This window comes from Actinomycetota bacterium (genome assembly GCA_041658625.1).
In the GTDB taxonomy this organism is placed as follows: domain Bacteria; phylum Actinomycetota; class JAHEXW01; order JAHEXW01; family JAHEXW01; genus JBAZZW01.
The window spans coordinates 585,415-611,753 of sequence record JBAZZW010000002.1; the positions used below are offsets into that span (position 1 = coordinate 585,415).

At 47.7% G+C, this 26,339-nt stretch carries 29 protein-coding genes; 8 read left to right on the plus strand and 21 right to left on the minus strand.

The genetic code is table 11. From position 1 onward, the window contains the following. Window positions 1–6: 6 nt before the first annotated feature. From WC891_07855 to thrS, 6 genes are read right to left on the minus strand one after another with little or no spacing between them, the layout of a single operon-like run. Window positions 7–147: a hypothetical protein gene (locus tag WC891_07855; GenBank protein ID MFA5867855.1), complete on the minus strand. Its 141-nt coding sequence runs from the start codon at window positions 145–147 to the stop codon at window positions 7–9. Further along, window positions 144–557, minus strand: coding sequence for a transcription antitermination factor NusB (gene nusB, locus WC891_07860; GenBank protein MFA5867856.1), 414 nt, complete (start codon window positions 555–557; stop codon window positions 144–146). The genes WC891_07855 and nusB overlap by 4 nt, the downstream gene beginning before the upstream one ends. A 3-nt stretch (window positions 558–560) precedes the next feature. Further along, window positions 561–863 carry an Asp23/Gls24 family envelope stress response protein gene (locus WC891_07865; GenBank protein MFA5867857.1) on the minus strand — a complete coding sequence of 101 codons (303 nt, stop codon included), beginning with the start codon at window positions 861–863 and terminating at the stop codon, window positions 561–563. A gap of 2 nt (window positions 864–865) precedes the next feature. Continuing rightward, window positions 866–2,212: an acetyl-CoA carboxylase biotin carboxylase subunit gene (gene accC / locus WC891_07870; protein ID MFA5867858.1), complete on the minus strand. Its 1,347-nt coding sequence runs from the start codon at window positions 2,210–2,212 to the stop codon at window positions 866–868. A gap of 22 nt (window positions 2,213–2,234) precedes the next feature. After that, complete coding sequence (gene accB, locus WC891_07875; GenBank protein MFA5867859.1) at window positions 2,235–2,696, minus strand: acetyl-CoA carboxylase biotin carboxyl carrier protein; 462 nt, start codon at window positions 2,694–2,696, stop codon at window positions 2,235–2,237. An 11-nt stretch (window positions 2,697–2,707) separates the two neighbouring features. Beyond that, entirely contained in the window at window positions 2,708–4,429 is a 1,722-nt protein-coding gene (gene thrS, locus WC891_07880) for a threonine--tRNA ligase (protein ID MFA5867860.1), read from the minus strand. A gap of 117 nt (window positions 4,430–4,546) precedes the next feature. On the opposite strand from thrS, the gene WC891_07885 reads away from it, so the two are divergent. Next, on the plus strand, window positions 4,547–5,350 hold the full coding sequence (locus WC891_07885) for a TatD family hydrolase (protein ID MFA5867861.1): 804 nt from the start codon (window positions 4,547–4,549) through the stop codon (window positions 5,348–5,350). Between the two features lies 1 nt (window position 5,351). On the opposite strand, the gene WC891_07890 is transcribed toward WC891_07885, so the two are convergent. Continuing rightward, on the minus strand, window positions 5,352–5,738 hold the full coding sequence (locus WC891_07890; protein ID MFA5867862.1) for a hypothetical protein: 387 nt from the start codon (window positions 5,736–5,738) through the stop codon (window positions 5,352–5,354). Between the two features lie 251 nt (window positions 5,739–5,989). On the opposite strand from WC891_07890, the gene WC891_07895 reads away from it, so the two are divergent. From WC891_07895 to WC891_07905, 3 genes are all read left to right on the plus strand, one after another. Further along, complete coding sequence (locus WC891_07895; GenBank protein MFA5867863.1) at window positions 5,990–6,115, plus strand: hypothetical protein; 126 nt, start codon at window positions 5,990–5,992, stop codon at window positions 6,113–6,115. 127 nt (window positions 6,116–6,242) lie between these two features. Beyond that, window positions 6,243–7,181, plus strand: a complete 939-nt coding sequence (locus WC891_07900) for a prenyltransferase (GenBank protein ID MFA5867864.1) — start codon at window positions 6,243–6,245, stop codon at window positions 7,179–7,181. A gap of 54 nt (window positions 7,182–7,235) precedes the next feature. After that, window positions 7,236–9,608 (plus strand): glycosyltransferase family A protein, encoded by a 2,373-nt coding sequence (locus WC891_07905; protein ID MFA5867865.1) that lies wholly within the window; start codon window positions 7,236–7,238, stop codon window positions 9,606–9,608. A 3-nt stretch (window positions 9,609–9,611) separates the two neighbouring features. Here the strand turns inward: WC891_07905 and WC891_07910 are convergent, their stop codons facing one another. Next, window positions 9,612–10,274, minus strand: a complete 663-nt coding sequence (locus WC891_07910; GenBank protein MFA5867866.1) for a class I SAM-dependent methyltransferase — start codon at window positions 10,272–10,274, stop codon at window positions 9,612–9,614. A 120-nt stretch (window positions 10,275–10,394) separates the two neighbouring features. Between WC891_07910 and WC891_07915 the strand changes: the two genes are divergently transcribed. The 3 genes from WC891_07915 to WC891_07925 all read left to right on the plus strand — a co-directional run bounded on the left by WC891_07915 (window position 10,395) and on the right by WC891_07925 (window position 13,300). Continuing rightward, the gene (locus WC891_07915) at window positions 10,395–12,791 is read left to right on the plus strand and encodes a glycosyltransferase (protein ID MFA5867867.1); all 2,397 of its coding nucleotides are present in this window, start codon (window positions 10,395–10,397) and stop codon (window positions 12,789–12,791) included. Between the two features lie 98 nt (window positions 12,792–12,889). Then, window positions 12,890–13,111 carry a type II toxin-antitoxin system HicB family antitoxin gene (locus WC891_07920; protein ID MFA5867868.1) on the plus strand — a complete coding sequence of 74 codons (222 nt, stop codon included), beginning with the start codon at window positions 12,890–12,892 and terminating at the stop codon, window positions 13,109–13,111. Continuing rightward, on the plus strand, window positions 13,112–13,300 hold the full coding sequence (locus WC891_07925) for a type II toxin-antitoxin system HicA family toxin (protein MFA5867869.1): 189 nt from the start codon (window positions 13,112–13,114) through the stop codon (window positions 13,298–13,300). It abuts the gene before it with no gap. Between the two features lie 469 nt (window positions 13,301–13,769). Here the strand turns inward: WC891_07925 and WC891_07930 are convergent, their stop codons facing one another. Further along, window positions 13,770–14,075, minus strand: coding sequence for a hypothetical protein (locus WC891_07930; GenBank protein MFA5867870.1), 306 nt, complete (start codon window positions 14,073–14,075; stop codon window positions 13,770–13,772). Window positions 14,076–14,665: 590 nt separating this feature from the next. Here WC891_07930 and WC891_07935 point away from each other — a divergent pair. Next, a complete protein-coding gene (locus tag WC891_07935) occupies window positions 14,666–15,889 on the plus strand; it encodes an ATP-binding protein (protein MFA5867871.1) in 1,224 nt (407 codons plus the stop codon). Between the two features lie 456 nt (window positions 15,890–16,345). On the opposite strand, the gene WC891_07940 is transcribed toward WC891_07935, so the two are convergent. The 12 genes from WC891_07940 to WC891_07995 all read right to left on the minus strand — a co-directional run. Continuing rightward, window positions 16,346–17,323 carry a hypothetical protein gene (locus tag WC891_07940; protein ID MFA5867872.1) on the minus strand — a complete coding sequence of 326 codons (978 nt, stop codon included), beginning with the start codon at window positions 17,321–17,323 and terminating at the stop codon, window positions 16,346–16,348. Between the two features lie 214 nt (window positions 17,324–17,537). Next, window positions 17,538–18,254, minus strand: coding sequence for a zinc-ribbon domain-containing protein (locus WC891_07945; GenBank protein ID MFA5867873.1), 717 nt, complete (start codon window positions 18,252–18,254; stop codon window positions 17,538–17,540). A gap of 21 nt (window positions 18,255–18,275) precedes the next feature. After that, a complete protein-coding gene (locus tag WC891_07950) occupies window positions 18,276–19,922 on the minus strand; it encodes a zinc ribbon domain-containing protein (protein ID MFA5867874.1) in 1,647 nt (548 codons plus the stop codon). Window positions 19,923–19,924: 2 nt separating this feature from the next. Further along, complete coding sequence (locus WC891_07955; GenBank protein ID MFA5867875.1) at window positions 19,925–20,332, minus strand: zinc ribbon domain-containing protein; 408 nt, start codon at window positions 20,330–20,332, stop codon at window positions 19,925–19,927. A gap of 8 nt (window positions 20,333–20,340) precedes the next feature. Then, window positions 20,341–21,000, minus strand: coding sequence for a zinc-ribbon domain-containing protein (locus WC891_07960; GenBank protein ID MFA5867876.1), 660 nt, complete (start codon window positions 20,998–21,000; stop codon window positions 20,341–20,343). Between the two features lie 20 nt (window positions 21,001–21,020). Beyond that, the gene (locus WC891_07965) at window positions 21,021–21,809 is read right to left on the minus strand and encodes a zinc ribbon domain-containing protein (protein MFA5867877.1); all 789 of its coding nucleotides are present in this window, start codon (window positions 21,807–21,809) and stop codon (window positions 21,021–21,023) included. A gap of 37 nt (window positions 21,810–21,846) precedes the next feature. Continuing rightward, window positions 21,847–23,295: a zinc-ribbon domain-containing protein gene (locus WC891_07970; GenBank protein MFA5867878.1), complete on the minus strand. Its 1,449-nt coding sequence runs from the start codon at window positions 23,293–23,295 to the stop codon at window positions 21,847–21,849. Window positions 23,296–23,400: 105 nt separating this feature from the next. Continuing rightward, window positions 23,401–24,114 carry a zinc ribbon domain-containing protein gene (locus WC891_07975; protein MFA5867879.1) on the minus strand — a complete coding sequence of 238 codons (714 nt, stop codon included), beginning with the start codon at window positions 24,112–24,114 and terminating at the stop codon, window positions 23,401–23,403. 11 nt (window positions 24,115–24,125) lie between these two features. Then, complete coding sequence (locus WC891_07980) at window positions 24,126–24,740, minus strand: zinc-ribbon domain-containing protein (GenBank protein MFA5867880.1); 615 nt, start codon at window positions 24,738–24,740, stop codon at window positions 24,126–24,128. A 4-nt stretch (window positions 24,741–24,744) separates the two neighbouring features. Next, entirely contained in the window at window positions 24,745–25,242 is a 498-nt protein-coding gene (locus WC891_07985; GenBank protein ID MFA5867881.1) for a zinc-ribbon domain-containing protein, read from the minus strand. 44 nt (window positions 25,243–25,286) lie between these two features. Continuing rightward, a complete protein-coding gene (locus WC891_07990) occupies window positions 25,287–25,874 on the minus strand; it encodes a zinc-ribbon domain-containing protein (GenBank protein ID MFA5867882.1) in 588 nt (195 codons plus the stop codon). 9 nt (window positions 25,875–25,883) lie between these two features. Beyond that, the coding region (locus WC891_07995; protein MFA5867883.1) for a hypothetical protein at window positions 25,884–26,339 on the minus strand (456 nt) is incomplete at its 5' end.

Here is a 26,339-nt window from a genome sequence, read left to right on the forward strand (position 1 = left end):
TAAAATTTAAGCGCACTCCCCGGCAAGTCTGATGCACTCGTCGATCAGTTCGAGCGCTTCGTCGTCGCCGATTTCGCCGGCCTCCAATATGGCCAACTTCTGTCGCAGTTCTTGCATGATGTCTTCGCGCTCGTCCTTGGCTTTCATTTCGCGCCGACCTCCGTATCCTTTACGATATGGCCTAAAATGCCGTTGACGAAACGGCCGGAATCGTCCGTGCTGTACGCGTTCGCCAGCTCAACCGCCTCGTTAATGGTTACGCTCGCCGGCACGTCGTCTTCGTTCTCCAATTCGTATATGCTCATCCTCAAGATGTTCCGGTCGAGGATAGGCATTCTGTTCAAAGACCATCTATCCGCGTATTTGTCTATGGTCGCGTCGAGTTTCGGTTTCTCCCTCATAACGCCGTTGATTATCCGTTCGACAAAAGGGCGGATGTCCTTGCCCGCCAAAACATCGTTATAACGTTCCAGCGCCACCGCCGGTTCACAGCCTTCGATTTCCAGCCGGTATAAGACTTCGATGATTATCTCGCGCGCCCGATGCCGGCGGTTCAAAATCTATTCCCCGCTAAAGTCGAGGCGTTCGATCATGATATTGACTTCCTCGACTTTTGCCCCGGTCATGCAGTTTACATCGTTTGAGACAGCTTTTTGGGCCACCTCGGCAACTTCGGGGTAGACCGTATTATGGTGGACGACTAAGTTGATATCGAATGTCAGCGCGTCGTTCTTGGGGGTGATTGTTATGGATTTAATCTGGGAGACGCCGCTAACGCGCCCAATGCTCTCCCTGACCATTCTCTCCAGCGCGCTGCCGGCGATCTGTATCTCGCCGATCGTAATCTCGTCGGTATCGGCCATCTTTACGCCCCCTTATAATTCTCTTCCACAAAATTAGTGTACGCTTTCCCAGTCAGGAATTCACGGTTCGTTAGGATCCATTTGTGAAACGGGATGGTTGTTTTAAGCCCGTCGATGCGCAGCTCGTCAAGCGCCCGCAAACCCCGGGCGACCGCTTCGTCCCGGTCTCGGCCCCAGACGATGAGCTTCGCCAGCATCGAGTCGTACTGCGCGGGCACTTTATATCCCGAGTACAGGTGGGTGTCGACGCGAACGCCCGGTCCACCCGGCGGGCTGTAAAAGTCTACCGTGCCTCCGGCGGGCTTAAACCCGTTCTCGGCGTCTTCGGCGTTAATCCTGAACTCTATGGCGTGGCCCTTTAGCTCTATATCCCGCTGCGACACCGACAATGTCTGCCCGGCCGCTATGCGCAATTGTTCTTTGATTATATCCACGCCTGACACCATTTCGGTCACGGAGTGCTCAACCTGCACGCGCGTATTGGCCTCTATGAAATAGAAATCTCCGTGCGGATCTACCAGGAACTCGATCGTTCCCGCCCCGACATAGTCGGCCACCCTGGCGGCCTTTATGGCGATCTTTCCCATCGTGTTCCTCAACCTGTCTTCAATATACGGACAAGGCGCTTCCTCCAGAAGTTTCTGATGACGCCTTTGAATGCTGCAGTCGCGGTCCCCGACGTGAACGATATTGCCGTGCTCGTCGGCGAGTATCTGAAATTCAATATGACGGGGTTCCAGGATATATTTCTCGATATATACGTCCGGGTTGCTGAAATACGCGCCGGCCTCGGCCTGGGCTGTCTGGAGCGCCTGCCTGAGTTCTTTGTCCGTATAACAGATGCGCATGCCGCGCCCGCCGCCGCCGCCCGCCGCTTTAACGATAACCGGGTAGCCGGCTCCAGCGGCGAACGAGAGCGCGTGTCGTTCTTTCTCGACAGCCTCGCCCGTTCCGGGGATTACGGGTATCCCGGCCTTCGCCATTATGGAGCGCGCCGATACCTTGTCACCCAAGGTATCTATGACCTTATGGGACGGACCGATAAAGGTGATGCCGCAGGTCGCGCAGACGTCGCTGAACTTCGCGTTTTCCGACAGGAAGCCGTAGCCCGGGTGGATAGCGTCTACGCCGGTGACTTCGGCGGCGCTAATAATATTCGGGATGTTCAAATAACTCTTGTCGGCCGGAGGAGGCCCGATACAAACCGCGACGTCAGCCTCGGTTACGTGCAGAGAATACTTGTCGGCTTCCGAGTAGACGGCGACGGATTCGATACCCATCTCGCGGCAAGCCCTTATTATTCTGACGGCGATTTCGCCCCGGTTGGCGATAAGGATACGTTTAAACACGCTTTTTGTTTCTCCCGGTCTGCTAGGTGACCGGCTCGTAGAAAAACAAAGGCTGGCCGAATTCTACGGCTTCCCCGTTCTCGGCGGAGATCTTGACGATTCTTCCCTTTTCCTCGGCTTGGATTTCGTTCATGAGTTTCATCGCCTCGATAACGCAAAGGGTTTGTCCCTTGTCGAAGACGTCTCCTTCCTCGACAAAAAAGTCCGCGTCCGGCGAGGGCGAGCGATAGAACGTTCCCACCATCGGGCTGTCGATCTTGCAGTAAGAAGCCTCAAGCTTCTGCAGTTCTTTATCTTCCGCGTGGCCGGGGATGTCCATCGCGGGTGGCGAACTTAACCCGACGGCAGGCGCCGTCCCACCCTCGACAATGGTGATATCGCCCCGGCGGACCGTTATCTTAACGCCCTTCTCCTCCACCGTGACTTCGCTTAAATCATTGTTTTTTAGTATTTTTATTAGTTCATCAATCTTCTTTTTGTCCATCAAGCCCCTCGCTAAAGAACTTTGTCCTTAACCGCCGACTGGACTTCGCTTATAAAATCGGCCAGTTTAACGCCGCGGTGATCCTTGCCTTCTTTGTCGCGCACGGCGACGGTGCCATCCTTTTCTTCGTTATCGCCGACGACCAGCGCAAATGGAATCTTCTTCATTCTGGAGTCGCGAATTTTCGCGGAAACCGTCTCGTTCCTGTCATCCAGCTCGACTCGTAAGCCGGCGTTTTTCATAATCCGCGTGGTCGAAGCGGCATAGTCGGCGTGTTTCTCCGATATCGGCAGGACGGCCGCCTGGACCGGCGCCAGCCATAACGGAAATTCGCCGCCGTAGTGCTCGATCAAGGCCCCGATGAACCTTTCCATACTGCCCAGAACTACGCGGTGTATCATAACCGGCCTGTGCTGGGCATTGTCCGCCCCGTAGTAGACCGCGTCGAAGCTTTCCGGCAGATTGAAGTCTACCTGCACAGTCGGGCCTTGCCAGAGACGGCCCAGCGCGTCCTTCAATTTGATATCGATCTTCGGGCCATAGAATACACCTTCGCCCGGGTCGACCTGATAGTTTATCTTGTGATGCTCCAGGGCTTTGATCAAAGCGTTTGTCGCCTTCTCCCAGTTCTCGTCGGAGCCGACCGACTTTTCGGGACGCGTCGAGAGCATAACCTCGTAATCCTCAAACCCGAATGTTTTTAAGCAGAAAAAGGCGAAATCCAGGACACCCAGTATTTCTTCCTCCGCCTGTTCGGGCAGGCAGAATATGTGAGCGTCGTCCTGGGTGAAACCGCGCACCCTGAGCAGGCCGTGCAGCACGCCGCTTCTTTCGTGCCGGTAGACGGTTCCCAGTTCAAAATACCTGATCGGTAAGGTCCGGTAGCTCCGAGGCTCCGACTTATAGACCATTATGTGGGCCGGGCAATTCATCGGTTTTATGCCGTATTCCTGGCCTTCGATCTCAAAGAAATACATCGGGTACCGCATCTCGAGATGTCCGCTCGTCTTCCAGACGCTCGTCTTCATGATGTGCGGCCCGACGACAAAATCGTAGCCCCGCTTGCGATGCTCCTCTTTTAAAAAGTCCTCGATCAACCCGCGAAGGATCGCGCCTTTGGGGTGATAGACGACCAAACCCGGGCCTAATTCTTCCGGCAGGTCGAACAGACCGAGTTCTCGCCCGAGTTTACGGTGATCGCGCTTGGCGATCTCCTCCAGCTTGATCATGTACTCGGCCAGTTCGTCGGCCTTGCCCCAGGCTGTTCCGTAAATCCTCTGCAGCATCGGTCTGTGTTCGTCTCCCCGCCAGTAGGCCCCGGCAAGACTTAGCAGTTTGAAGTGCTTAACCTTCTTGGTATACGAACAATGAGGACCGCGGCAAAGGTCGATGAAGTCTCCCTGGCGGAAAACGGTGACGGTTTCGTCGGCCATGGCGTTTAGCAGCTCGACTTTATACGGCTGATGAAGCTCTTCAAAAAGGGCGACGGCGTCGGCTTTGGCCAGCTCCGCCCGGGTAATCGGCAAGTTTCGCTTGGCGATCTCCCGCATCTTAACCTCGATCTTCTCAAGGTCGTCGGGCGCGAAGGTGTGCGGAAGTTCAAAATCGTAGTAGAAGCCGTCTTCAATGGTCGGGCCGATACCCAGCTTGACGTCTCCGAACAACTCGGTGACCGCTTGAGCCATGACATGCGCCGTAGAATGCCGGAGAATATCCAGTTCTGTCGCGTCCACGTTATTTACGGTGATAGTAGATTTGCAGGCAATTTAGCACGATCGGCGGGATCATCAGGCCGACCAGCAACACAATATATATCGGTTTCATTTGTAGAATTATACTATACTTTCCCTATGTTCATAGACACACACGTGCATCTAGATTTTGCTGATTTCCAGCGCGACCGGTCGGAGACCGTAGCGCGGGCCGAGGCGGCCGGCGTAAGCAAGATGATCAACGTCGGTTCCAGCCTGCAGGGTTCCCGGGATTCCATTAAATTGTCTAAAGAATTTCCAGGCGTTTACGCGACCGTCGGCATCCATCCCCATGACGCCGGAGAGGCTACTCAGCGGAATCTGGCCGAACTGTTACTCCTGGCATCTAAGCCCAAGGTCGTCGCCATCGGAGAGATCGGTCTGGATTACTTCAAATCCAAGACCAGCCCTCAGCTGCAAAAGGAAGCCTTTCTTCGTCAGCTGGATATGGCCATAAGGTTAAATAAGCCGGTCATCATACACTCGCGAGACGCCGAGGAAGACATGTTAGATGTCTTCTGGCAATTCCAAGGCGTGCGCGGCGTCCTGCACTTTTTCTCCGGCTCTCCGGATTTTGCCAAAGCCGCGGTTTCATACGGTTTATACGTGTCGTTTACGGGTGTTATCACTTACAAACCCCGCCAGCCCGGCCGCGGCAGCGGAGCCGAATACGACGCTCTCCGCGAGGAGATTATTAACAGCATTCCTGCCGACCGGCTGATGATTGAGACGGATTGTCCCTTCGCCGCGCCCGAACCTTACCGCGGGAAAAGATGCGAACCGGCCTACGTCGTCGAGGTTGCCAGGAGGCTGGCCGAAGTCCGCGGTATTTCCCTGGATGAGATCGAACGTGTGACCACCGAGAACGCCGAAAGGTTTTTCGGACTCTCCGACCAGCCTTAGACTAACGGCCGACCTCGGCGTAAACGTCTTCGTCGCTCGTTAACCTCAAAAACGCTCCCAAGAATACGAACACATAACAGCCCATCCAGAATACGTCAATTACGTTTGAAACCAGCGTGCCGGGCTGGTAAGCGTCAGCTACGGAAAAGAACGTAAAAGCCATGTCTCCGACCGCATATAACGCGATCCCCGTAATGACAGCCGTGACCCACGACGGCCACTTGGAGACGTTTGAAAAGATTGCGGTCGATATGAACCCGACCAGCAGGGCTACGTCAAAGACCGGGTATAAGGCGTTGATCAGCTCGTCATACATCTGTTGCTGGATATAGGTCGAATAGATTGCCAGGTACTGGAAGAACCAAACCGCGGCCGCCGTCGTTATCATTAAGGCTATTATTACGATTACACCGAACAGATGTTGGTTCTTTTTGCGCGAAATCCGCCAGAAGGCGAATTAGAGACAGAAACATAAACGCATAACCGGTTAGAAACGCGTACGTCCCGAATGAGGACGAAGCGGGCTGGCTTAAGCCCTTGAATATCTGAAGATAAACCCAGTATAATTCCGCGGCCGTCAGCGCAATCATTGACAAAGCCAAGGACCCCCAAAAGAATCCTTCGTAGGCGCGCTTCTTAATGAACGCGGCGGTCGTTCCGATTACAGCGATAACCGGCGGAAACACATACGCGACGCCGAGGACTTTGTTTTTCGCATCTAAAGAGACCGGCCAAAAGGCCGCGCCCACATACATAAGAATATAAAATATGTGAAACACTAAAATTGCACTGATTCTTTTCGGGTCTATCCATTTATGCATAATGTATTTATAATAGGATGTTATTATCGGCAAGCCAATAAGAATTTGGCAATCGAACGGAAGGAGAGAAATTGGAAGCGACAGTCGAAGCCGGTCAGAGACCGCCTCTGGCCAAAGTGTTGTTCCTGGAGACAAGGCCGCAGTTCTTAACTCTTATCCCCTGCGTGCTAACCCCGGGCGTCGCGCTGGCTTATGCCGGCGGGCATTTTAACTGGGCGCATTTAATTCTTGCGCTGATCGGTTCGTTGTTGGTACACATATCGGTTAACGTACTGAATGACTATACCGACTGGGTGCGCGGTACTGACAAACTGGTCCAAAGGACGCCTTTCTCGGGCGGCAGCGGATTAATCAAGGCCGGCATGATTTCCCCGCGAATGGTGCTTATTGAAGGCGTTGCTGCTTTATGTTTGTCCCTTGTAATCGGCATCTATTTTGTGTATCTGTATCCGGTCCTCTTATGGTTCGTGGTAGGCGGTGCATTGCTGACCGTGTTCTACACGCCGGTGTTGACCAAGACTGTCATCACGGAGATCTTCCCGGGCTTAGGTTTCGGCGTCATCCCCGTTATCGGCGCTTACATCGTAATGCAGCCGGTCGGCAAGGTCGCGATTACCCCGGAAGTCATCTGGCTTAGCATCCCCGCCACCATCCTCGTGTCGGGACTCCTTTGGATAAACGAGATTCCCGACATCCAGGCGGACAAGGCCACCGGTCGGCGTCACGCGGTCCTGTTGATGGGCACACAGAAAGCCGCTTGGGGTTACGTCGCTTTGTTGGTCATGACCTACGTCTCGATAGTAACGCCGATCGCCCTGGGCATCCTGCCTGTCTGGTGTCTGGCAGGCTTATTGACCATACCCCTGGCCGTAAAAGCCGGAACCGGCGCGGTCAAGAACCACGACAGCATCGAGGGCATAACCCCGGCGCTCGGCCAGAACATTTTAACCGTTCTCGCCACTCCGGTGCTATTGGCCATCGGCTTGGTTGTCTCCAAACTGGTCGGATAAGTTTCACAGTATATTCACAAACGGTTCACGGGATATTCTTGTGAGCCCTTGATAATGGGCATTAGAGGTAGCCAAGGCTACCCCGCCCATCAGACAAAAGAAAAAGAGCAGGATAACAGACCACCTGCTCTTTTTCTTTTAGCTGAAACTCCTACTATGATACAATCATTACAAACATTTCGACCTTACCCGAATATCGAGAGACGGCAAATGCCAAAAGTCAGTATAGTCATAACGTGTCATAACCATGGACGGTTTTTACCATTTGCGATAAAGAGCGCGATCTCGCAGACATATAAGGACTTTGAAGTTATTGCCGTGGATGATGGGTCCACCGACAATACAGCCGCTGTTTTAGTGAAATATGAAAACGACCCGCGATTCACAATAATACACCAGGAAAGAAAAGGACCTGCGTCGGCTCGTAACCTCGCCATTGAGCAGGCAAACGGCGATTTCATCCTGCCCCTGGACGCAGACGATATTATAGAAAAGAACATGCTCGAAGAAACCGTGCCGGTTCTGGAGAAGAATCCAGATCTTGGTGTTGCATACACCCAATGGAAGACTTTTGGCGATGTCATCAAATTGGTTTTGCCAATCGAGTACAACTTTTTGGTCCTCGCCTATCATGCCAACTTCATTCCCGGGTGCTCGCTTTATCGTAAACAAGCCTGGAAAGAAGCTGGCGGATACAACACTGATATGGAATATGGAGGTGAGGCCTGGGATCTATTTGTCAGAATGGGCGAAAAAGGTTGGTGTGGTGGGTTAGTGTCTAAGACACTATTAATGACTAGAATCCATTCAGAATCAATGCAGGGTTTATCTGACAAGCATAAACAAGACATAATCAACCAGGTTGTCGCGAATAACAAAGACGTATACTCAAAGAATGTCGAAGCGAAAGACTGGTTTGAGGCAAAGCAACTAGCCCGTGAAAACAGATATCCATTTTCTGATGTACCAATACCCGAGCTTAACGATGTATTAATAAAAAACTTGGCTTGGCCGAAACCTGCGAGTGCTCCAAAGGTCAGCATTATTATCCCCTGTTATAACCAGGCCGACCTGCTTGATGAGGCAGTTAATAGCGCTCTATGCCAAACCTATCAGTCGTTTGAGATCGTGATCGTCAATGACGGCTCAACGGATAACATTGGTGAAGCGCTAAAGAAACATGCAAATAATCCAAAAATACATATCATCAACCAGGAGAATCAAGGAGTGGCAAGTGCAAGAAACAATGCAATTCTGACAGCTGGGGGCGAGTATATTTTGCCTCTTGATGCCGACGATATGATTGAACCTACATACCTCGAAAAGACAGTTGCCTCCCTCGACGCAGAAGAAAAAGCTGGAATTGCGTATACATACATTAAGTTCTTTGGCAACGCAGAAAGAGAAATACAACAAATTGACTTTGATTTCATGGTTCTGGCCTATCATGGTAATTTTATGACATGCACATCTTTGTTTAGAAAGACAGCCTGGGAAGATGCGGGTGGCTATAACCCAAACATGAGGTATGGATATGAAGATTGGGATCTATGGCTTGGAATTTCCGAACGGGGTTGGGGTGTTACATTTGTGAAGGAACCACTGATCCACTATCGCCAGACTGAAACATCCAGGTCTGATGAAGCACACAGACATCTCCCTGAGCTATACCGCCAGCTGATTGCGAATCACCCTATCACGTACGCTCAACCTCTTGCCGAGAAGAAATGGCTACGCTTTGTGAAACAGGTTAGTGATGAGACGCGTTTTCCTATCGGAAATGCGACATCTCCATGTTTTCAGACCTATATAGATAACATCATTTTTGAACCAGTCGACAAGCCGGATGTAAGCGTCATCATCACTTGCGATCACCGTGCCAATACAATTATGGAGAGTGTCAGGAGCATCCTTTTCCAGGATTACCGCAGCTTCGAGATAATAATCGTTGATCTAGGAATAGCTGGAGACGCTAAGGGTGAGCTTGAAAAGCTAAAAGCAAATCCACGTGTTGCGATCATTGATGCGACTTTTTCGAGAGACTTGATATCATCTACCAGCAAAGCAGTTTCAGGAGCGCGAGGTAAGTATATATTGATGCTGAGTAATGGTGATGTAGTACACAAAACATTGCTTAGTAAAGCAACGCGAGAGTTCAATAAAAGAACCAAACTAGGCATTGTCTATGCGAATGAACAAGAACGCAATGGAGAAGAGGCTGCAAGAAAAATCCAGTATAGCTACGCTGCCCTAAAGCGCCAAAATTATATTGGGCGACACGCAGTTTTTAGCAAGCATGCCTGGCTGGAAGCGGGCGGCTTTAAGAAGGAGACTCTGAATCCTGACATTCTATGGGGCCTATGGCTAAGAATGGGCGACCTTGGCTGGGCGGGGAAATTGATTGATGAACCCCTGGTGCTTCAATAACTATTACTTTCGTACTTTTCGTGCAACAATGCAGGCTACAGCTTGGACATAGCCATTTGAAACAGAATCAATATCGAGCAAGTCTGTTTTTGTTGCCGGAATCCAGTGGAGCCTTTCTAGGCCTTTAAAATACTTTTCTTTTTCTATTGTGAATCCATCAAGCAACGATACCAGCGCTTCATCGTCATATACTCTATACCAACTTGATTGCATCCTTCTCCCAAACGGGATAGTCAGAATGAACATACCATCGTTTGTTAAAACTCGGCTTATCTCTTGAACTACCTTAAAGTCACCATTGCTAAGAGGCTCTTCTCCATAGGCGCCAAGTCCGCAGTGCTCAATTGCTGAAACTGCACTTACAACGTCGAAAGAACCGCTTTGAAAGGAGTCTTTCAGAAAATCGCCTTTTACGAATTCGAAGTTTGGATGCTTAAGATCGTAATCTGTTAAGTCAACTCCTACTACTCTATGCCCCAGACTTGCTAGTTCAATAGGAAGTCGGCTTCTAGCGCAACCAAAGTCAAGAATCCGCAATTCCTGATTGCTCGGAATATTTTGAAAAACGAATGGAATCTCGACAATTCTTTCATTTGTAAGAAGTTGATCTGAAGGACCATCGTAATATATTGACTCTTCAAAAAGGGATTTTAGGTCTTTATCCATGCTCCAAACTTAATATAGCAAACAGTGGCTGTCAACATAGCTTGTAAGAAATGTTACTTTTATGGATAATTGAAAGTAATTTCATGTCAGCGCGTTGATCTCTTTATTTGGGTATGTTCAATGACGAGAAAAGGAAAAAAGAGGCTAAATCTTGGGTGTGGGCCGGATATCAGAGAGGGCTTTATAAATGTTGACGCACGGTCACTTCCCGGCGTCGATCTAGTTTCTGATGTAAGGAAGCTGCCTTTCCCTAAATCAAGTATTTCGGAAATTGTCGCTATCGATGTACTTGAACATTTGTCTAGACTTGAAGCGCCTGAGGCGCTTAGATATTGGGTTTCACTTCTAACCAAAGAAGGATCGATCTTTGTTCAATCACCAGATATCCGATTGCTAGCAGAGGTTATTGAAGATGACGATGAGCTTTCGCGAAGACTATACGGGGATCAGGATTATCCCGAGAATCTCCATAAAAGTGGGTTCACTTTATCGCGTCTTAGGGAATTATTAGAAGCTGAAGGCTTGAAGATCGTAAAAGGAACTTATATTAATGGGAATTTTAGAATTTGGGCTACCTATCCACGCTCAAGAATAAAAAAATGTCTTTGTCTCGGCAAAACCGATCCATACCCATCAGGTCAGATTCCAGATGAAACGCTAATAGTTGAAGGACTAAAAGATAATGGGATCGATGTTGATTTCTATGATTATAAAGATTTCGACCCAGAATTAACTGATATCTACGATTTTGCACTACTAATTTATCATTACGACATTCCTCTTCAAGGGTATCGTTATCTTCTGGATCAAGTCGTTGCTGACAAGACCGCACTAATGACATTTGACTGGGTTCTATCTGAGGCGAGAAGAACTGGGTTTCTAGAGGTGGCGAGACTCTTCGACATTGTTTTTACAACAGACGATGTTGTTGACTGGCGTTCCTTGGGAGTGAACCAGGCAACAATTCGACAAGGAGTTAGTTCACCTCATAAGCGCGGTCACAAGAGAAACGATCTCGATTTTGATATAGCGTTCATCGGCGGCCTAAATGACTCAAGCAGGGTTGAAAACCTTAGAACGATTATGAAGAAATATAAGGTCGCTCATTTTGATAATCAGGTAAATCAAGAATTTAGTTCCATCTATATGGGGCCTGCTCACAATGAAAGGTTCTGTGATATATGCAGTTCAGCAAAAATCATTCTGGGCGGCGGTTTCCCTGAAACTACGAAGGGTTACTGGTCAAATCGTGTTTACATGGTCCTTGGATGTGGGGGATTCTTCCTTTCGCCATATGTTGAAGGTATGGAGAGCGAATTTGAAGATAAAAAGCACCTGGTTTTTTTTCGCTCAGAATCTGAACTAGAAAAGAATGTTCAGTACTATCTAAAGAATGATGCCGAAAGGGAAAACATAGCTAGAAACGGAAGAGCGCTTGTGCATCAAGAGTATTCATACAAAAAGCGAACTAGAAGTTTGGTTAAAGAGATAAACGAAATGCGGCGCAAAATCGGTCTTGTGTCATACACTGAACGACAAAGCGGATTAGGCATTATGGCAAATGAGCTAGTTGACAGCTTGAATATAACAAACATCCTATCGATAGACTCTGCCAAGGGGAAACGAGAAACTTGGAGAGAAAACCAAGTTAATGCCAACAATCCACCGGATCAAGAATCCATATTTGAGTTTTTGTCACAGAATTTTAAGGTCCTACTCTTGCTGGAGACGCCGTTTAATCAACATATTCCGTATGTGGCAAAAAAAGCAGGCAAAAAGGTAGTCTGCTATGTTCACCATGAGTGGTTGCCACTAGATGCACCGTGGCTGCAATACGTTGATCTATTCTTGTGTCCAAATAGTATTGCCGAAGAGAAAATGAATAGTTATGTAAGAAAACAAGTCAATTGGCCAATCAATCTTTCCCAATATGAGTTTAAAAAAAGAGAGGGTCATGTCTTTATACATAATGCTGGATATATTGGACCCTTTAATAGAAAAGGAACAGCTGATGTAATACAAGCTTTCTGTGCATCAAAGGCAGGAAAGCTGATTCTAAGAAGCCAAATCCCTCTAGAACAAGAGATTGATTTGGATCTTGTAAAAATGGCAAGAGATGATAGTCGTATAGATATCAGAATTGGCGCGCTTGATAACTATCAGGACTTGTTTAGCGAAGGTGACATTGCGTTACAGCCTAGCCGTTTTGAAGGATATGGGAGAGCAATAGCTGAGGCTATGGCTTCAGGCTTGGTAGTTGTAACAACAGATGCTCCACCCATGAAGGACTTTGTCGGAGATTCTAAGCTTCTAGTCAAAGTGTCTTCAGAACAACCATTAAGATCCGGCCCATTTGACGCTATATCATATGTACCAGACATAGATTCGATGACAGAGATAATTGATTCTTTGTCAAGATCAAGTGATATTGGAAAGTTTAGTCTCGAGGCCAGAGAGAGAATTGAGTCAGGATATAGCCGGTGGGACAAAATAATTGAAATACTACAAAATGTCTAGAAACTCACCGGTATTTAAAAGCCAAGTTCTCTTGTTGCCCCCCCCCCGTTCTCTGATTTTGGTGTTCTTATCTGCTGTCTTCTGATATAATAACGACTATGAAGAGCACATTTACTGCTGTTTTCGAGAAAACGGACGATTGGTATATCGGCTATGTCGAAGAACTTCCTGGTGCCAACTCACAGGGAAAAACTCTTAACGAGGCGCGCGAAAACCTAAAGGAAGCTATAGAGCTTACCCTCAAATCTAACCGCGAGATTGCCGAACGCGGCCTAACGGGCAAAAAGGTAATCAGGGAATCCATTCAGATAGCCGTCTAAATGAAAAGGCGCGCTCTGCTAGCCCATCTTAAGAAGCACAACTGCGTCCTGTTAAGACAAGGCGCACGTCATTCTGTGTTCATCAACACCGCGAACAATAAAGTCTCGACCGTCCCCCGACATTCTGAGATTGTCGATCTTCTTGCTAAGAAGATTTGTCGCGACCTCGAAATCCCCGCCCCTCTATAAAAACATACCCTCTCCACTCAAGAACCCCCCCCTTTTTTTTGAGCTCGCAAAATATTCTTCGAGCGAGCGCTAATTACGAGCTTGCCCTGAGCTAGTCGAAGGGTCGAGAAGGGAGGGCGCCGCTCGCTGGACAAACCCGGCTATGCTCTTTAATATTGTTTAAGTGCGAATACGGGTGATTAGCTCAGGGGGGAGAGCGCTTCCCCTGACACGAAACTCGTGTACCATGCCCAAGCCCCATCTCATCTGCAGGTATAACACTCTTTTGGAATCCGCCGTCGCTATGTAAGTGCACAAAAAGCGAGCAATTGGAAGTTTGTCAATTGGAAGATTCCGAATCAGGCTTCTTTTTCGTTGCCGCTTCTTCTTCCTCGCGTTCCCATTTGGGCTTGATTCAATTCGGGACCTTGAACATCGTGAAGATTGCTAGGAAGACGACAACTTGCCAATCTTAGTCTTGGATATTGCCTTAGACTACACGCTTGTAATATTTGAAACTCCCTCCAGTTGAAAGTATTGACCCCATCCAAGTACGTCGGTCGATTCCTGCTAATTCTTCATCACTTCTTGATGCCAAGTCGTCATACATCGCATAACCGAACAAAAATAGATACGATAACCCAAAACCGGCTGTAAACGCAAACAAAGTAAAGAAAAGTGTTTCTATTGCGTCAGTTTTGTTCATCGCCATGAGAATTAAGACCACAGCAGCAATAATTGATGCTACGATGAGCGAGATTGTTCTCACGCGCTTTTGGAGTTTGCTGATTTTCATATTCGTATCATATTTCATATTGCCCTAGTCTTCCCTTTATAATCCACACCTCGGCCGTTACCGTGAATTGCAGAGGAGTTATTCCCGCAATAGAGATAAGGATTGAGCGCCAACCTGTCCGTCGCCTGCTGCGGCATAGCGTCCCGGGAGATGAACCTGCCGGTCGCAGGATTGTAATACCTGGCGTTTAAGTAATACATCCCGGTCTTGTTACCTGGGGTCAGGCCCTGTCGCTTAAGAGGAGAGGGCCTGACCCCAAAGCCGACCCAATGGATTCCCGAAGGTGCCTGTCGCAACGATATTCTTGGCTGTCAAGTTGCTTCCGTCCCAGACCCAGGCATATTCCGTCGGGTTCCCCCGGGCGTCATAAGCCCAGCTCCGTCATGGCGTCATCCTGGGCTCCGTGTCTTCTAGGAGCGCAGGAACTCAGACGCTGCTATTCATTCAAGTATAATCGTGCCCTGAGAGTCAAGACCTTGCCGCCAAGACATCCCCATGATTATTCAAAACACAATAATGAGTGATCCAGTACTTGACTTTTCACATGCAATATTGCATTATGAATGCAATGCTGTAAAAAGGAGACGCGCGTGCCTAAGCATTATATAGAACGAACAATTGAGCCTTTACTGTTGCGATCGTCGCAAGAGTCACCCGCCATCGTTCTGACCGGCCCCAGACAGTCAGGCAAAACGACGCTCCTTAAGCATGTCTTCTCCAAAACTCATCGATATATTTCCCTTGATCTGCCGGACGTCGCAGCGTCGGCGACCGCCGACCCGCGAGGTTTCCTCGATATAAATCGTCCGCCGGTAATCTTCGACGAGATCCAGTATGTACCCGGACTCCTTCCTTATATAAAAGAGCTTGTCGACGCAGACAGGCAGAGTATGGGCCGGTTCATTCTTACGGGTTCACAGAACTTGATGTTGCTCAACAGCGTGACCGAGACTCTAGCCGGGCGAGCCGCACTCTTGCGTCTCCTGCCTCTCTCATATAACGAGGCGCTCGGTCGTCCGTTGACTTCTCTGCCGTGGGAGTCGAAAAAGAGCCATGAGATCTTGCCTGAGCTTACGCATTCCAACCTCTACCAGAAGCTCATCATCGGGTCTTTTCCGGAACTCGTTGCCACTCCTAAATCCGATCCGACAATCTGGCAAGGCAGCTATATCCAAACATATCTTGAACGCGACGTGAGAAGCTTAAGACATATCGGCGATTTGTCGACCTTCCAGAACTTCTTGCGGGTCATCGCAGCGCGCTCGGGTCAGCTGTTCCAGCTTGCTGATGTATCTCGCGACCTGGGTGTCGCTTTCAACACGGCTAAGCAATGGCTCTCCATTCTGGAAGCCACCTACCAGGTCGTGGTCGTACGACCGTATTTCGAGAACGTAGGTAAACGGCTTGTCAAAACGCCGAAGGTTTACTACCTCGATACAGGGCTCTTGGCATATCTAGCGCAGATACGCGACGCGGATCAAGCATCTACAGGCCCTTTCAGCGGTGCGTTCTTTGAGACTGCGGTCTTGGCCGAGCTTACCAAGAGCTATGTTCACAGAGGGAAAGAGGCCCGGATCTTCTTCTGGCGCACAGCGGCCGGCAAAGAAGTCGATTTCGTGATAGAGGTCGGCGGGACATTGATTCCGATTGAGGTCAAAGCATCAGCAACCCCGCGCCCAGAGATGACGACTGGCTTGCGTTCATTTATGGAAGACTACAGCCCTAGGGCAAACAAAGGTTATGTCGTACACCCGGGCAATATCCGACTACCGCTCGCGCCGGACATCGAAGCCTTACCGTTCGCCCTTCTGTGACGACTCTTTGGCTTATCTTAAAAGTTCACTTCGATTTGGGGAATATCTTATAGATTTCTGACACCGCTATGTTCGCGAAGGATTTGCCCGCTGGACAAACAAGCCTATGCTCTTTAATATTGTTTAAGTGCGATTACGGGTGATTAGCTCAGGGGGAGAGCGCTTCCCTGACACGGAATTCGTACACTGACTTCATTCCCCTTCCCATCTGCAGGTATAACACTCTCTGGGAATATATAGCGCGTCCGTAAGTGCACCGTAAGTGCTATTGAGGTAACAAAAAAGCTGGCTTCCCGGGTTATACGTTTTTCGCACACTTAGGATTTTGCATAAAGCCAGCTGAGAGTGGCTTCTTGTTGCATACGGGGGCGTAGATCACGCAAATCCGGGCGCCGACGCCGTAAAAACCTTACGCTTCACAACCTGGCCTTATAGGCAAGAAAGGGCATTTAAACGTTACTGTGACTTCTTGATAAATTCTCGAATTGGCTCAAACTGTTGATAGTCAAAAGCCGCAATATGATAAGGCAATGCGCTCAAGGAGCTACATGAATCGTCTAAATGGTTCTCCACATAAGAATTTATTAACATATCTAAAGTGTCATCCATGTTGACGACATCCATGTAGTACGGATCAAGTTCCTTACCCGTTTCATAGATATTCAAAAACCGCCCCTTCGAGTCAACGTGATTAGCGTAGAAAGCACCTATACCTATTTTGGCAGCTGAAATCTTCTCGTAACGGTCCTTGAATCCTCCGAACACCCGTGGCTCCAGATGCCGAAACTTCCATATTCGAAATTCCCCGGTTTTCATTGTTAAATCTCTCAATTCTGCAACTATTTTGAGGAATCCTTCGCGAGTCCTTTCTGAAAAAGCCTTAATAATAGTTCCCGATTCTTCTCTTTTGACAATATCATCCGGAGCAATAACGTTCGTCCTTGAAAAGACAGATTGTGTAATATCATCTATCAATAGACAACACGTTTTCAGGTATTCCGGATTGTCAGTCGAGTGTCGAAAAACATCTGAGATTCCTGGGATCAAATCATATATATATCCAAGCTCCTCACTTTTCTCAACACAAGCATCGATCAATTCAAGCATATTTGTGTCGCTTAGGTTTGAATGAATGACTAGCTTCATAGCGTCCCAATGACCTTCGTAGTCTGAAAAAAGACAGAGTCCACGTAAGAACCAAGACTCCTTGATGTTTGGATTTTCATCAATGATTTCTTCCAAGATCGCATTGGCCTTTTTGAAGTCTCCGAACGACATATAGGTTCTGGCTATATCAATATTCCTGCCACCCTTTTTTGTGGCCGAGTCAAACTCAAGTGCTGAATCACAATAGGGGCATCTTGTTATACTGGCATTCGATGCTGGATCGAGTTGACCACCACAGCTGGGGCAGGAAAGCTTTCGTACCTCCATTGTCGTCTCCTATCACAACCCACTTCACGGGAATCCGGACTTCTGGCTTATCCCCTTTTGGGGAATCTCACCTTAAGAGCCGATTAAGCTGGCTCCGCAATCATTGCAGAACTTCGCGTCTTCTTCGTTTTTGGCTCCACACTTTGCACAATTCATAGGATTAAACTCCTAAATCCTTGTCTACCTAGAATAGGACATATACGCTTTATACTTATTATTGACCACCAAATTGCGCGACCAGGCTTTGCGCGCTAGAAACGGCTTGGTCTCCGCCCAGATCTCTCAAAGCTTTACCCATGTCGGCATCTGTTATACCTAAGAATTGCTGTAACATGGCTGTTGGTAGACCTATTCTCGCGACAATCTGATTTGGGGTTGTGTCTAGAGTAATCCAGCTCGTATCAGCTTTGCTCGTACCTCCTGTAGTTGTTGAGGAACTGGGGCTTGATTCCTCTGGCGGAGGAGGCGGGTTATATGTAACCCGCATTGTCTTTTCCGTCTTTTGTCCTTTGACGTTCTCTGACAGTATTATGAGTTTGTTCTCGCCAGCAACCAAGTCCGCGTCAAAATTAAAGGTTCCGTCCTTTTCTATATCTCTCACAACTGAGTTGAAAAATAGCCAACAACCTGCATCAGTAACTCCGGTAATTGTGATCTTTGGCTTGTCGGTAATGGTTTTGTCTTTAGGTTGAATAATTGAAAGACGCGGAGGTAAAGCAGGTTTTGACTTAAGAAGAATCGCAGCCCCAGCGATAGTTCCAATTAACAAGAAGACAAGACTTCCTGCTGCTATAGCGCTAAATAATTGGCTGCTCTTATTTTTCGCTGACGCAGGAGGCTGGAAAGATATTTTATCTTCAAAAGGTTGGCCACAACTCCGACAAAACTTCGCGTCTTCTTCGTTTCGAGCTCCACACTTTGAGCAATTCATTGGCCTCAGCGCCTCTCTCGACTAATTACTCTGATATTGCACAGTTATGCCGTGCAGCTTGATTATTGGGTCGCCTGATCCACATGTAGATGCAGATATATCCCTCACAGACATTGAAGTTAACGTACTTGCTGATTGAATGTTTATTGTCAGCATATCAATGGTGCCGGTCCCGCCACCGGGAGCCGCATAAGTAGAAACACCATGTATGTCCGAGCTAGAAGTCGTCGTAACAACACCCGAGTTGGTTATCCACCACTCCCGAATGTTGTAGCCAAGAACCAAGGCGGTACTCCTTGTTGAACCGTCCGTAAAAGAAAAATCTATTGTTCCTATCTGCCTTCCAGAGAATTGCGTATACCCATAACCAGCAGTTAAAAGAATATAGGCGGTCTGAGGTTTTGGAATACTTAATGTTCGAGAAATTACAGTTGGGTAGGTAGTTTGGCCTGTACTTCCTTGCGTGTATTCGCAACCCAGGATAAAAGGCACGCCGTCATAGTTAGGATTTCCACTATATGCTCCCAGACTGCTCTGGTTACTAATTCCTACTTGGGAAAACGCATAGGTTGGCGCCGGAGGAGATGGTGGTGCCGGGGCAGATCCGCCTCCCGGTGATGCGCCCGGGCTGCCCGACTGGCCCGGAGCCGAAGGTGCGCTATTCATAACGGTCTGCGGTGACGTCGAAATCCCGCCGGCCTGGACAACGGTCGCGACGGCAAACCCGCTTAGATCATCCATAGACGCCGTTACGGTAACGGTCCCCAACGCTTGAGCGACCAAAACGCCCTGCGCGTTTACCGCAGCCACAGCAGGATTCGAGCTCTTCCAATCCGTTATAGTAAGTGGCTTTTCTTTGCCGCCGACAGTTATGCCCTTAGCCGCAAAAAGCGTCGCCGCGCCGATGTTGACCGATACCGAACCCGGCGATACAACAACCTGCATAATCGCTTCTTCTGGATTCTTCATTGTCCGCGCCCTCGCCAGGAATTTCTTTTCATTTTCCATCAATGTGCCATATTCGGAAGCGACCATCTTGAACCGTACTTTCCCGGCGTCCTTCGGCGGAATCCATGCTGAATATCTAAATGTTGTCTCTTTCCCAGACTTAACCGACGACAACTTCCACATTACGGCAGGGTCTTTGTTGAGCACCTTGTACGGTTTATTGACAAAGTCAATACGGCTAACGTTCTCCGCGAACAATTTCGGGATATTCTCGACAATTGCCATATTCTTCTCCGCCTTCTTGTTCTTGTTTGTTAGTGTTAAGACCATTGCGTATTCATAACCGAGTTTAGCGTCGCGCAATTCCAGCCTCCGGTTAAGAGTAACCCCTTTCCGCAACATGACCGTTCCCAGGTTTTTTGTATATATGGGTTTGGTCAACTCGGAACCGTGGCTTCGCAACAAATACCAGCCTGTTATGGCGCCCACGCCAATGAGGACTCCAAGAACCATTAAACCAACGACAAGCACGCGCCTGCTTTTACCCTTGGGCTTAGGAATATCTGCCGCTTCAACAGAAACGGCGGCACTCTCTACTTCCGCTAAAGCCGGCTTTTCAATAACCTCGACCTTGGCTCCGCACTTCTTACAGAATTTGTTCGCCGCTTTTAAAGGAGCCCCGCATGTCTGACAAAGTGCGGCATCTTTTTTTTCACCCATTGCTATCCCCCGAGCGTAGATCCGCATTTCTCGCAAAATCTGTCTTCAGCCGCTGCCTTAGCGCCACAGCTTGAGCAAAATGAACTGGCTGAGTTGATATTACTACTGCCGCTGACTGGAGTCCGGGTTTGCGAATATCCATCAGACGGCTGAGTCTCCTTAATCGCTTGCGCTCGCTGAAAAAACCCGACAACCATAACGACAACACCAATAATGGCCACTATCGCACTTAGAACCTGCAAACCCTGCATCTGGGCTTGCCTCGACGCCAAGTCAGAGTTGCCCAAACCAATCGCAAACTGTACCAGACCGTTTTGGTATTGCACCAACTGCTGCCCCAAAAAGATATATCCAGCCACCCCGAGCACCGTCATTAACGTTCCGGTGAGAATCAAATCCTTGCCCTTCATCTTGCCCCCTATTTAACCTCTGAAAGATCGTATTCATCGTCTTTCCATTGTCCGTTGATTTTCTTCAGATAGTGGTATCCCTTAAAAGACGACGTAATATACTGACCGTTTACTAACTCAACGGTCGTTATTCTTACCAAAACTTTCGCGCTGCTATCATCGTGACTCTCGACGTTTAGTTCTTCAAATTCTGTTGATTTGTGATTCTTATAAAAATCCGAATACTCCTGAAGGCTCATTGATTGCTTCTTCTTCTCTGTGAAGTCGGCATAAGCCCCAGCAATATCGCCTCTATCAAGTTTCGCATAGTGGTCTTTTATAAACGTTTCTATTCCTATGACTTCCTCGCTCTTTGTGCTATTAGACGACTGACTTTCCTGCTTCGTTGTGCTAGCAGTCTTTCCTGCTGTTGCCTTAGCTTTGGTCTGTCTGTCAACCCATATTCTAAAACCAAAAAACGATCCTCCGATAATAAATAAAGCTAATGCTATGGTTGAGACTGATATTAATAGTATTCTCCGGTTCCCACCGTTCATTTCTTCTTCAACAGGAATCTCTTGTTGGTTAAAATCTGCTTGCGCGGGTGCTAACGCACTCCCGCATTTCTTACAGAACTTATTAGCTGATTTTACAGGCGCCCCACACTTGTGGCAGAAACTAGACTCCAACGATTATCACCTGATTTTGACTAGTGCTTGTATCCGCACGAAGGACAGAACTTATCTCCTTCTTCTATTTCCGAACCGCACTCCGGACATACAGTGGAACCAGCCTCTTCTTCATCTTCCACAGCCGTCTTATCAATGGCTGGAATCGGCGCTCCGCAACCCGCGCAGAAGGCATCGCCTTCTTTCAACACTTTCCCACATTGTTCACAATTCTTTATTGCTGCTCCGCCGTCAGATTCAACTATCTCAGCTTCAGCAACGATGGGAGGGGGTTGTGGCAAAGTCGATGGAGTCGATACAGGAATTGTCGTCGCTGTCATGGCTTGATGAAGCCCGATACTAGCGCTCATTGCATTCACCAGCATCCGTTTGCCCCTAATCTGGACCAAACTAGGTCCGACAGCACTCACCGTTACAACTTCAGTTTTTCCAGCGAACAAAGCATATAGGAGTCCGGGAACAACCCAAATCAGCAAAAGAATCCCTGTAATCAGACAAGACGCTTTGGTGTCACGCGCAAAGACGATCACGTTTTCGCTTTGACTACGAATGAAGAACTTCCGAGATCCCATGTAATGGACAGCAGCATCTTTTACGCTATTAAAGGATTGGCTAGTTGAGAATTGTTCGGTCACTGTTGAATTCGCGTAAATGATATACCCGATAACTGCAATGCCTACCAAGGACGAGAACCCCATAAAGACTCCGACCGAAGAGTCCCCCGATGCCGCTAACGCCGTTCTGGGGATAAAGATAAACAGCCAGGTTGCTAACCATGCGATGAGCCTGATGTTTTTTAGACCTTTCATGTACCCTCCAAAATTATGAAAATATTATTCAGACAGCTTAGTTTGAATCGACTGTTCCCCACGCTAATGCGGCTATGCCCTCTTGAGGAACGTTGCTTAGTTTTTGCCTGTTTGAACCATCTTTGTTCATGACCCAGACTTCTGACACTGAGCTCGATGTCGGAGATGAAAGAAACGCAATTTGGCTGCCGCTAGGTGACCATATTGGTAGTGAGTTTTTTCGATCAGTAGAGTTCGTTACGTTTAAAAGGCTTGTCCCGTCCATGTTCAACACCCAGATATCGCCTTTGCTTGAAAACACAATCTTCTGGTTGTCCTGCGAAAAGACAAGCTCTTTTAAGACTTCTGTGTCTATTGATGTTGTGAATATACCTGTATCTTCAAATGGAAACTTCTCAAGTATTGTGTTTAACGCCGGCAAAGGCGTTCTACTGCCTTCAAAACCAATTATTTCAAAATCAGTTTTTGGTTTCCAAGTCTGATTGCTGCCATAAGGATCCGGGTTCTTACCTTCCCTTACGTATGCAAGAAATCCTGACTTGTCCGAAAAAGTCTCGCAGACATACACCCTCAACTCATCGCCTACAATTGAAGTGACTTTGACGTCTGTCCCGGCTTTTGTTAGCGATATTAGGTTGTATTGCCGTTGCGTCCAGGTTTTATCAATAAAATCGAAATCTTGAAACCCGATAAGACTCGCCGAGTCCTCGGACCACGCAAAACCAGGTAAACCGCTTGTCAGTTTAATGCTGCTTTCAAATACTGGATTCTTAGGTATGTCCAACACTTTTTTACTGTCTTTGCCATCACCATCCGCTGCTGCAATGTATAACGACGCCCCGTCCTCCGAAATCATTGAAACTGTCGTACCGTCGGGCGATATGGTTGGTTGCGTAAACTTGGGGGTTGCGGAAAACTCATCTTTCTTCCAGTTTAGGTTGGTCTCGCCTCCACCAATAAAGGATCTTACTTTAATAATCCCAGACTCTTCGTATATATATTTCCAAGTGCTTATACTAAGACTGCTGTGTATGGTTGAATCTTTATAGCTCACAGCGCCTTTAAAACCTATTGGCAATGACGACAATTGATTTATGCTCCCTGCTTTTGTGTCAACTTCATATACGCCAAGTTTTAGTGCAGGGTTATCATAGGATTGCTTCGTGATTGGAGAGATGAGAAGTAAAGCCTCACGAGTCTGGCTTTTTGGTACCGAAGACTCCTCGCTTGCGCTTGGCGCCTGCGTACTCGAAGACTCTTTATCTGACCTAAGCGCCGCGATTGCAAGCCCGCCCAAGAGCATCAATATAATGGCCGCCGCGGCAGCAACCATAAGCTTAGGTTTGTCCCAGAACAGCCCTTTTGAAGTCTGGTTGGCATCCTGATCTTTTGATGTCTGGTTTTCATCTGTAGCCAGATTAAACCCACAACTCTCGCAGAACTTCGCGTCTTCTTCGTTTTGGGCGCCACATTTAGGGCAGAACATTTGCACCTCCATTTCTGGCTCTATCTATATAACCAAGTTTTTCGCATTTTGTTACTCTGCTATCACAAATACCCAAAAACTCATACTCATAAACGGGTGTAAGTATTATGGAACAAATGAAAAACCATAGACTAGCCACTTGCCTTGTTCTTCTCGCATTCTGACCTGGATATTTCCCTTAGAACTACCGTTATTACTTTCCTTCGTGACTGGAACAAGATAATAGACTTTGGCCTCTTCGGAAAGATCTTCAATGGCCGGTCCGCCCTCTAAGCTGATCGAATACTCCCGGTCGATACAAATGGATTTGACTTCTTCTTTTACTGTGCCTTCATCGAGGGGATCAACATACGTAAGGGCTTTCGTTGCGTTGTATTCTTCTAGAGCCGTGACAAAACTGATGGCAATATCTTCAGCAGAGCCTGGTCTGGTGCCCACCGCACCTCGAAAAAACAGGCCTACGGCAATGACTACTATAAGAACTCCAAGCAGTACTGTTAATATGCTTAGCCACTTTGGCATGCTCCAATCCCGGTCTATTGACTTCGTCATCGCTCGCCATTGATTAACAACTGTGTCTTCTTCAGAAGCGTCATTGTCAGCTATCCCGTTTACTGATCCACATTCCGGGCAAAACTCTTCTTCATAAACCGATTGGCCGCACTTGGGACATTTCCATTTAGTAGCAGGACTTCCACAGGAGGCAGCCAGCTCTTCTTGTTTGTCGTCAAAGTCCTGTATCGTGACAATTTTTGAGCCACATTTCTGGCAGAATTTACTATCGTCTTCGTTTTGGGCACCGCATTTAGGACAGAACATAGAGTCCTCCTCTAAAGCTTAAAAACAAACCATCCCTTACCATTGCCCACCAGATATAAAGAGCTATCGTATACGTCCTTCTTGCCGTCTTGGACAGCCGCCGTTGTATATTCAAGTCTCGCAACCGCTGAATAAGTCTTCTCGCCGGCCGCAATGTTAGCTTCCGCTAGAATATAATTCATGTTCTCTGCAACTTTTACCCTGATGTTGGAGAATTCAAAAGACTCATTTGTTTTAAACACTCTGTAGTAATCGATACTGCCCTTGAACGATTCCCTGCTTTCTGGCGCGAACAAATCGCGTGCAGTAACAGAGTCCTTGTTCTGCAAAGCAGCCAAGAATTTTTGTCCGGTTTCAAGACTGCTTCCTTCTGCTGAAGCGCTGTCGCTATAACTTGCTGGCTGCGGTTGTGTTTCTATTCCTGTGACGATAAGCCAAACGATAGGCAATGCCAAAAGGCACGTGATTGCTGTCATAACAAGCAGTCTTTTTTTACTTACGCCGGCAGATGCCGCGCTTTTTTGCTCAGGAATAGGGAGCGGAGAGCTTCCTTCCATAGTCTCGCCGCATCTCTCGCAGAATTTCGCGTCATCTTCGTTCTTCGTTCCGCATTTAGGACAGAACATAGTACTACTGACCTCGTTTCCGGTCAGACAGAGTCCAGACAATAACAATGGCTGCTCCAAGCAATCCAGAGCCAATCCAGTCGCCAACAATTATTGCTGCATTCGATAGACCTTTGCCAGATAGTGTTCCTCCGCTTTTAGCAATCTCCATCCTTGCAATAACACCTAATATAACTCCTGCTGTTAGAACTGCGGCAGACACTACTCCAACTAGAAAAACCATTAGGCCATACTTCGAGATAAGTAATGATCCCGCATTCATCTGATTTATCACACTTTCAGCGGCATTATTCCCACCTGCTGTGGACACGGCCGAAAGATATAGAAATGTGAAACACAGCGGGGGTATCTGTAGAAATCGACCGAACATAGATAGTATTAATGCTGTTATTGCTTTCGTGTTCATCTTCGATTGAGAACCTTGAACTGTTAGTTGTTGCCCACATTTCTGGCAGAATTTCGCATCTTCTTCATTTTGGACTCCGCATTTAGGACAGAACATTTGCACCTCCCGCAGTAGGCTTGTTTTGATGATATTCTATGTTGTTATCGGCTCTCACTATATATACACGCTCCACCATTCTTTTTTCTTGCCGTATAGGTAATTCCGTCGCTGCTTAATACTTCGATAACATAGCCGTCAACGGCAACATCATGAACATATGCCACATTTACTGATGGCTGTGTATCTGAAAACCCTATACTTGTTTCGAGTGCTTCTAGTGTCGCGTCATTTGCGCCCAAATAAGACCCATTATTATCAGTGAAATAAAGCTCAAGAACCTTAACGGCTGTTGATCTTATTGCTTTTGCCTTAGAAGCTGCACCTCGAACCTGTTGATTGTTAGTCGACTGATTCTTTTCAGAGGATATGCTCTCCCGTTGAGTGTTAGGAGAAGAACCATTTCTTAAACCTACATATCCTAAGAGATTGCCAAGTCCAAGAACAGCTAACAGAATAATTACTACCACACCAATAACTGCAGTTGCATTCCTGATAATCTGCAGAGATCCCAGCTTAGAAGCTTTTTTATCATCCTCGCTAAGTGTAGATTGTGGGCTCATTTCTATACCGCATTTCTGGCAGAACTTCGCGTCTTTTTCGTTTTGAGCACCACATTTAGGACAGAACATTCGTGTCTCCTAACGCAAAAGAATAAAAATATAGAACCATACGCCTGCGAAGCTGACGATACTAGATAAAACAACAACCACAACACCCACGGTACTTCGTTTAAACTTAAACCTGAACACCGAAACAACTGCGAAAACCAACGATCCGAGAGCTAAGGCAATACCAAGATTCTTCATAATAAGTAATTGGTCTAGAATTCCCAAACGGGTGTCTTGCGGCAGGGTACTCGCTACCGCTGCGCTTCCATACGTCGTAATTTGACTGAAAATAATTGCAAAATCACCTAACAATGCAATTACACAGCCTAAGCAGACCCAGACAGACCAATCAATGCCTTTAGCAGCGGTCTGTAAGATTTTAGGACTCTTGGCCACATTTATGTCTTTTGACAGTACTTGACTGGGCAGAGCGACGCCACATTCATTACAGGCTTTTCGTCCAGGATGATTCTCGGCGCCGCATTT

What these genes read in the sequence shown, in the direction of transcription:
- WC891_07975 (MFA5867879.1), bottom strand. Translation starts at nt 24,114, where the DNA reads ATGTTCTGTCCTAAATGCGGTGCCCAAAACGAAGACGATAGTAAATTC.
- WC891_07955 (MFA5867875.1), bottom strand. Translation starts at nt 20,332, where the DNA reads ATGAAGGGCAAGGATTTGATTCTCACCGGAACGTTAATGACGGTGCTC.
- WC891_07965 (MFA5867877.1), bottom strand. Translation starts at nt 21,809, where the DNA reads ATGAAAGGTCTAAAAAACATCAGGCTCATCGCATGGTTAGCAACCTGG.
- WC891_07940 (MFA5867872.1), bottom strand. Translation starts at nt 17,323, where the DNA reads ATGGAGGTACGAAAGCTTTCCTGCCCCAGCTGTGGTGGTCAACTCGAT.
- WC891_07890 (MFA5867862.1), bottom strand. Translation starts at nt 5,738, where the DNA reads ATGATAACGACGGCGGCCGCGGTTTGGTTCTTCCAGTACCTGGCAATC.
- WC891_07905 (MFA5867865.1), top strand. Translation starts at nt 7,236, where the DNA reads ATGGGCATTAGAGGTAGCCAAGGCTACCCCGCCCATCAGACAAAAGAA.
- accB (MFA5867859.1), bottom strand. Translation starts at nt 2,696, where the DNA reads ATGGACAAAAAGAAGATTGATGAACTAATAAAAATACTAAAAAACAAT.
- WC891_07915 (MFA5867867.1), top strand. Translation starts at nt 10,395, where the DNA reads ATGACGAGAAAAGGAAAAAAGAGGCTAAATCTTGGGTGTGGGCCGGAT.
- WC891_07930 (MFA5867870.1), bottom strand. Translation starts at nt 14,075, where the DNA reads ATGAAAATCAGCAAACTCCAAAAGCGCGTGAGAACAATCTCGCTCATC.
- WC891_07855 (MFA5867855.1), bottom strand. Translation starts at nt 147, where the DNA reads ATGAAAGCCAAGGACGAGCGCGAAGACATCATGCAAGAACTGCGACAG.
- WC891_07950 (MFA5867874.1), bottom strand. Translation starts at nt 19,922, where the DNA reads ATGGGTGAAAAAAAAGATGCCGCACTTTGTCAGACATGCGGGGCTCCT.
- WC891_07885 (MFA5867861.1), top strand. Translation starts at nt 4,547, where the DNA reads ATGTTCATAGACACACACGTGCATCTAGATTTTGCTGATTTCCAGCGC.
- WC891_07910 (MFA5867866.1), bottom strand. Translation starts at nt 10,274, where the DNA reads ATGGATAAAGACCTAAAATCCCTTTTTGAAGAGTCAATATATTACGAT.
- WC891_07970 (MFA5867878.1), bottom strand. Translation starts at nt 23,295, where the DNA reads ATGTTCTGCCCTAAATGTGGCGCCCAAAACGAAGAAGACGCGAAGTTC.
- WC891_07895 (MFA5867863.1), top strand. Translation starts at nt 5,990, where the DNA reads ATGAACGCGGCGGTCGTTCCGATTACAGCGATAACCGGCGGAAACACA.
- WC891_07920 (MFA5867868.1), top strand. Translation starts at nt 12,890, where the DNA reads ATGAAGAGCACATTTACTGCTGTTTTCGAGAAAACGGACGATTGGTAT.
- WC891_07865 (MFA5867857.1), bottom strand. Translation starts at nt 863, where the DNA reads ATGGCCGATACCGACGAGATTACGATCGGCGAGATACAGATCGCCGGC.
- WC891_07985 (MFA5867881.1), bottom strand. Translation starts at nt 25,242, where the DNA reads ATGTTCTGTCCTAAATGCGGAGTCCAAAATGAAGAAGATGCGAAATTC.
- WC891_07925 (MFA5867869.1), top strand. Translation starts at nt 13,112, where the DNA reads ATGAAAAGGCGCGCTCTGCTAGCCCATCTTAAGAAGCACAACTGCGTC.
- WC891_07990 (MFA5867882.1), bottom strand. Translation starts at nt 25,874, where the DNA reads ATGTTCTGTCCTAAATGTGGTGCTCAAAACGAAAAAGACGCGAAGTTC.
- WC891_07945 (MFA5867873.1), bottom strand. Translation starts at nt 18,254, where the DNA reads ATGAATTGCTCAAAGTGTGGAGCTCGAAACGAAGAAGACGCGAAGTTT.
- WC891_07980 (MFA5867880.1), bottom strand. Translation starts at nt 24,740, where the DNA reads ATGTTCTGTCCTAAATGCGGAACGAAGAACGAAGATGACGCGAAATTC.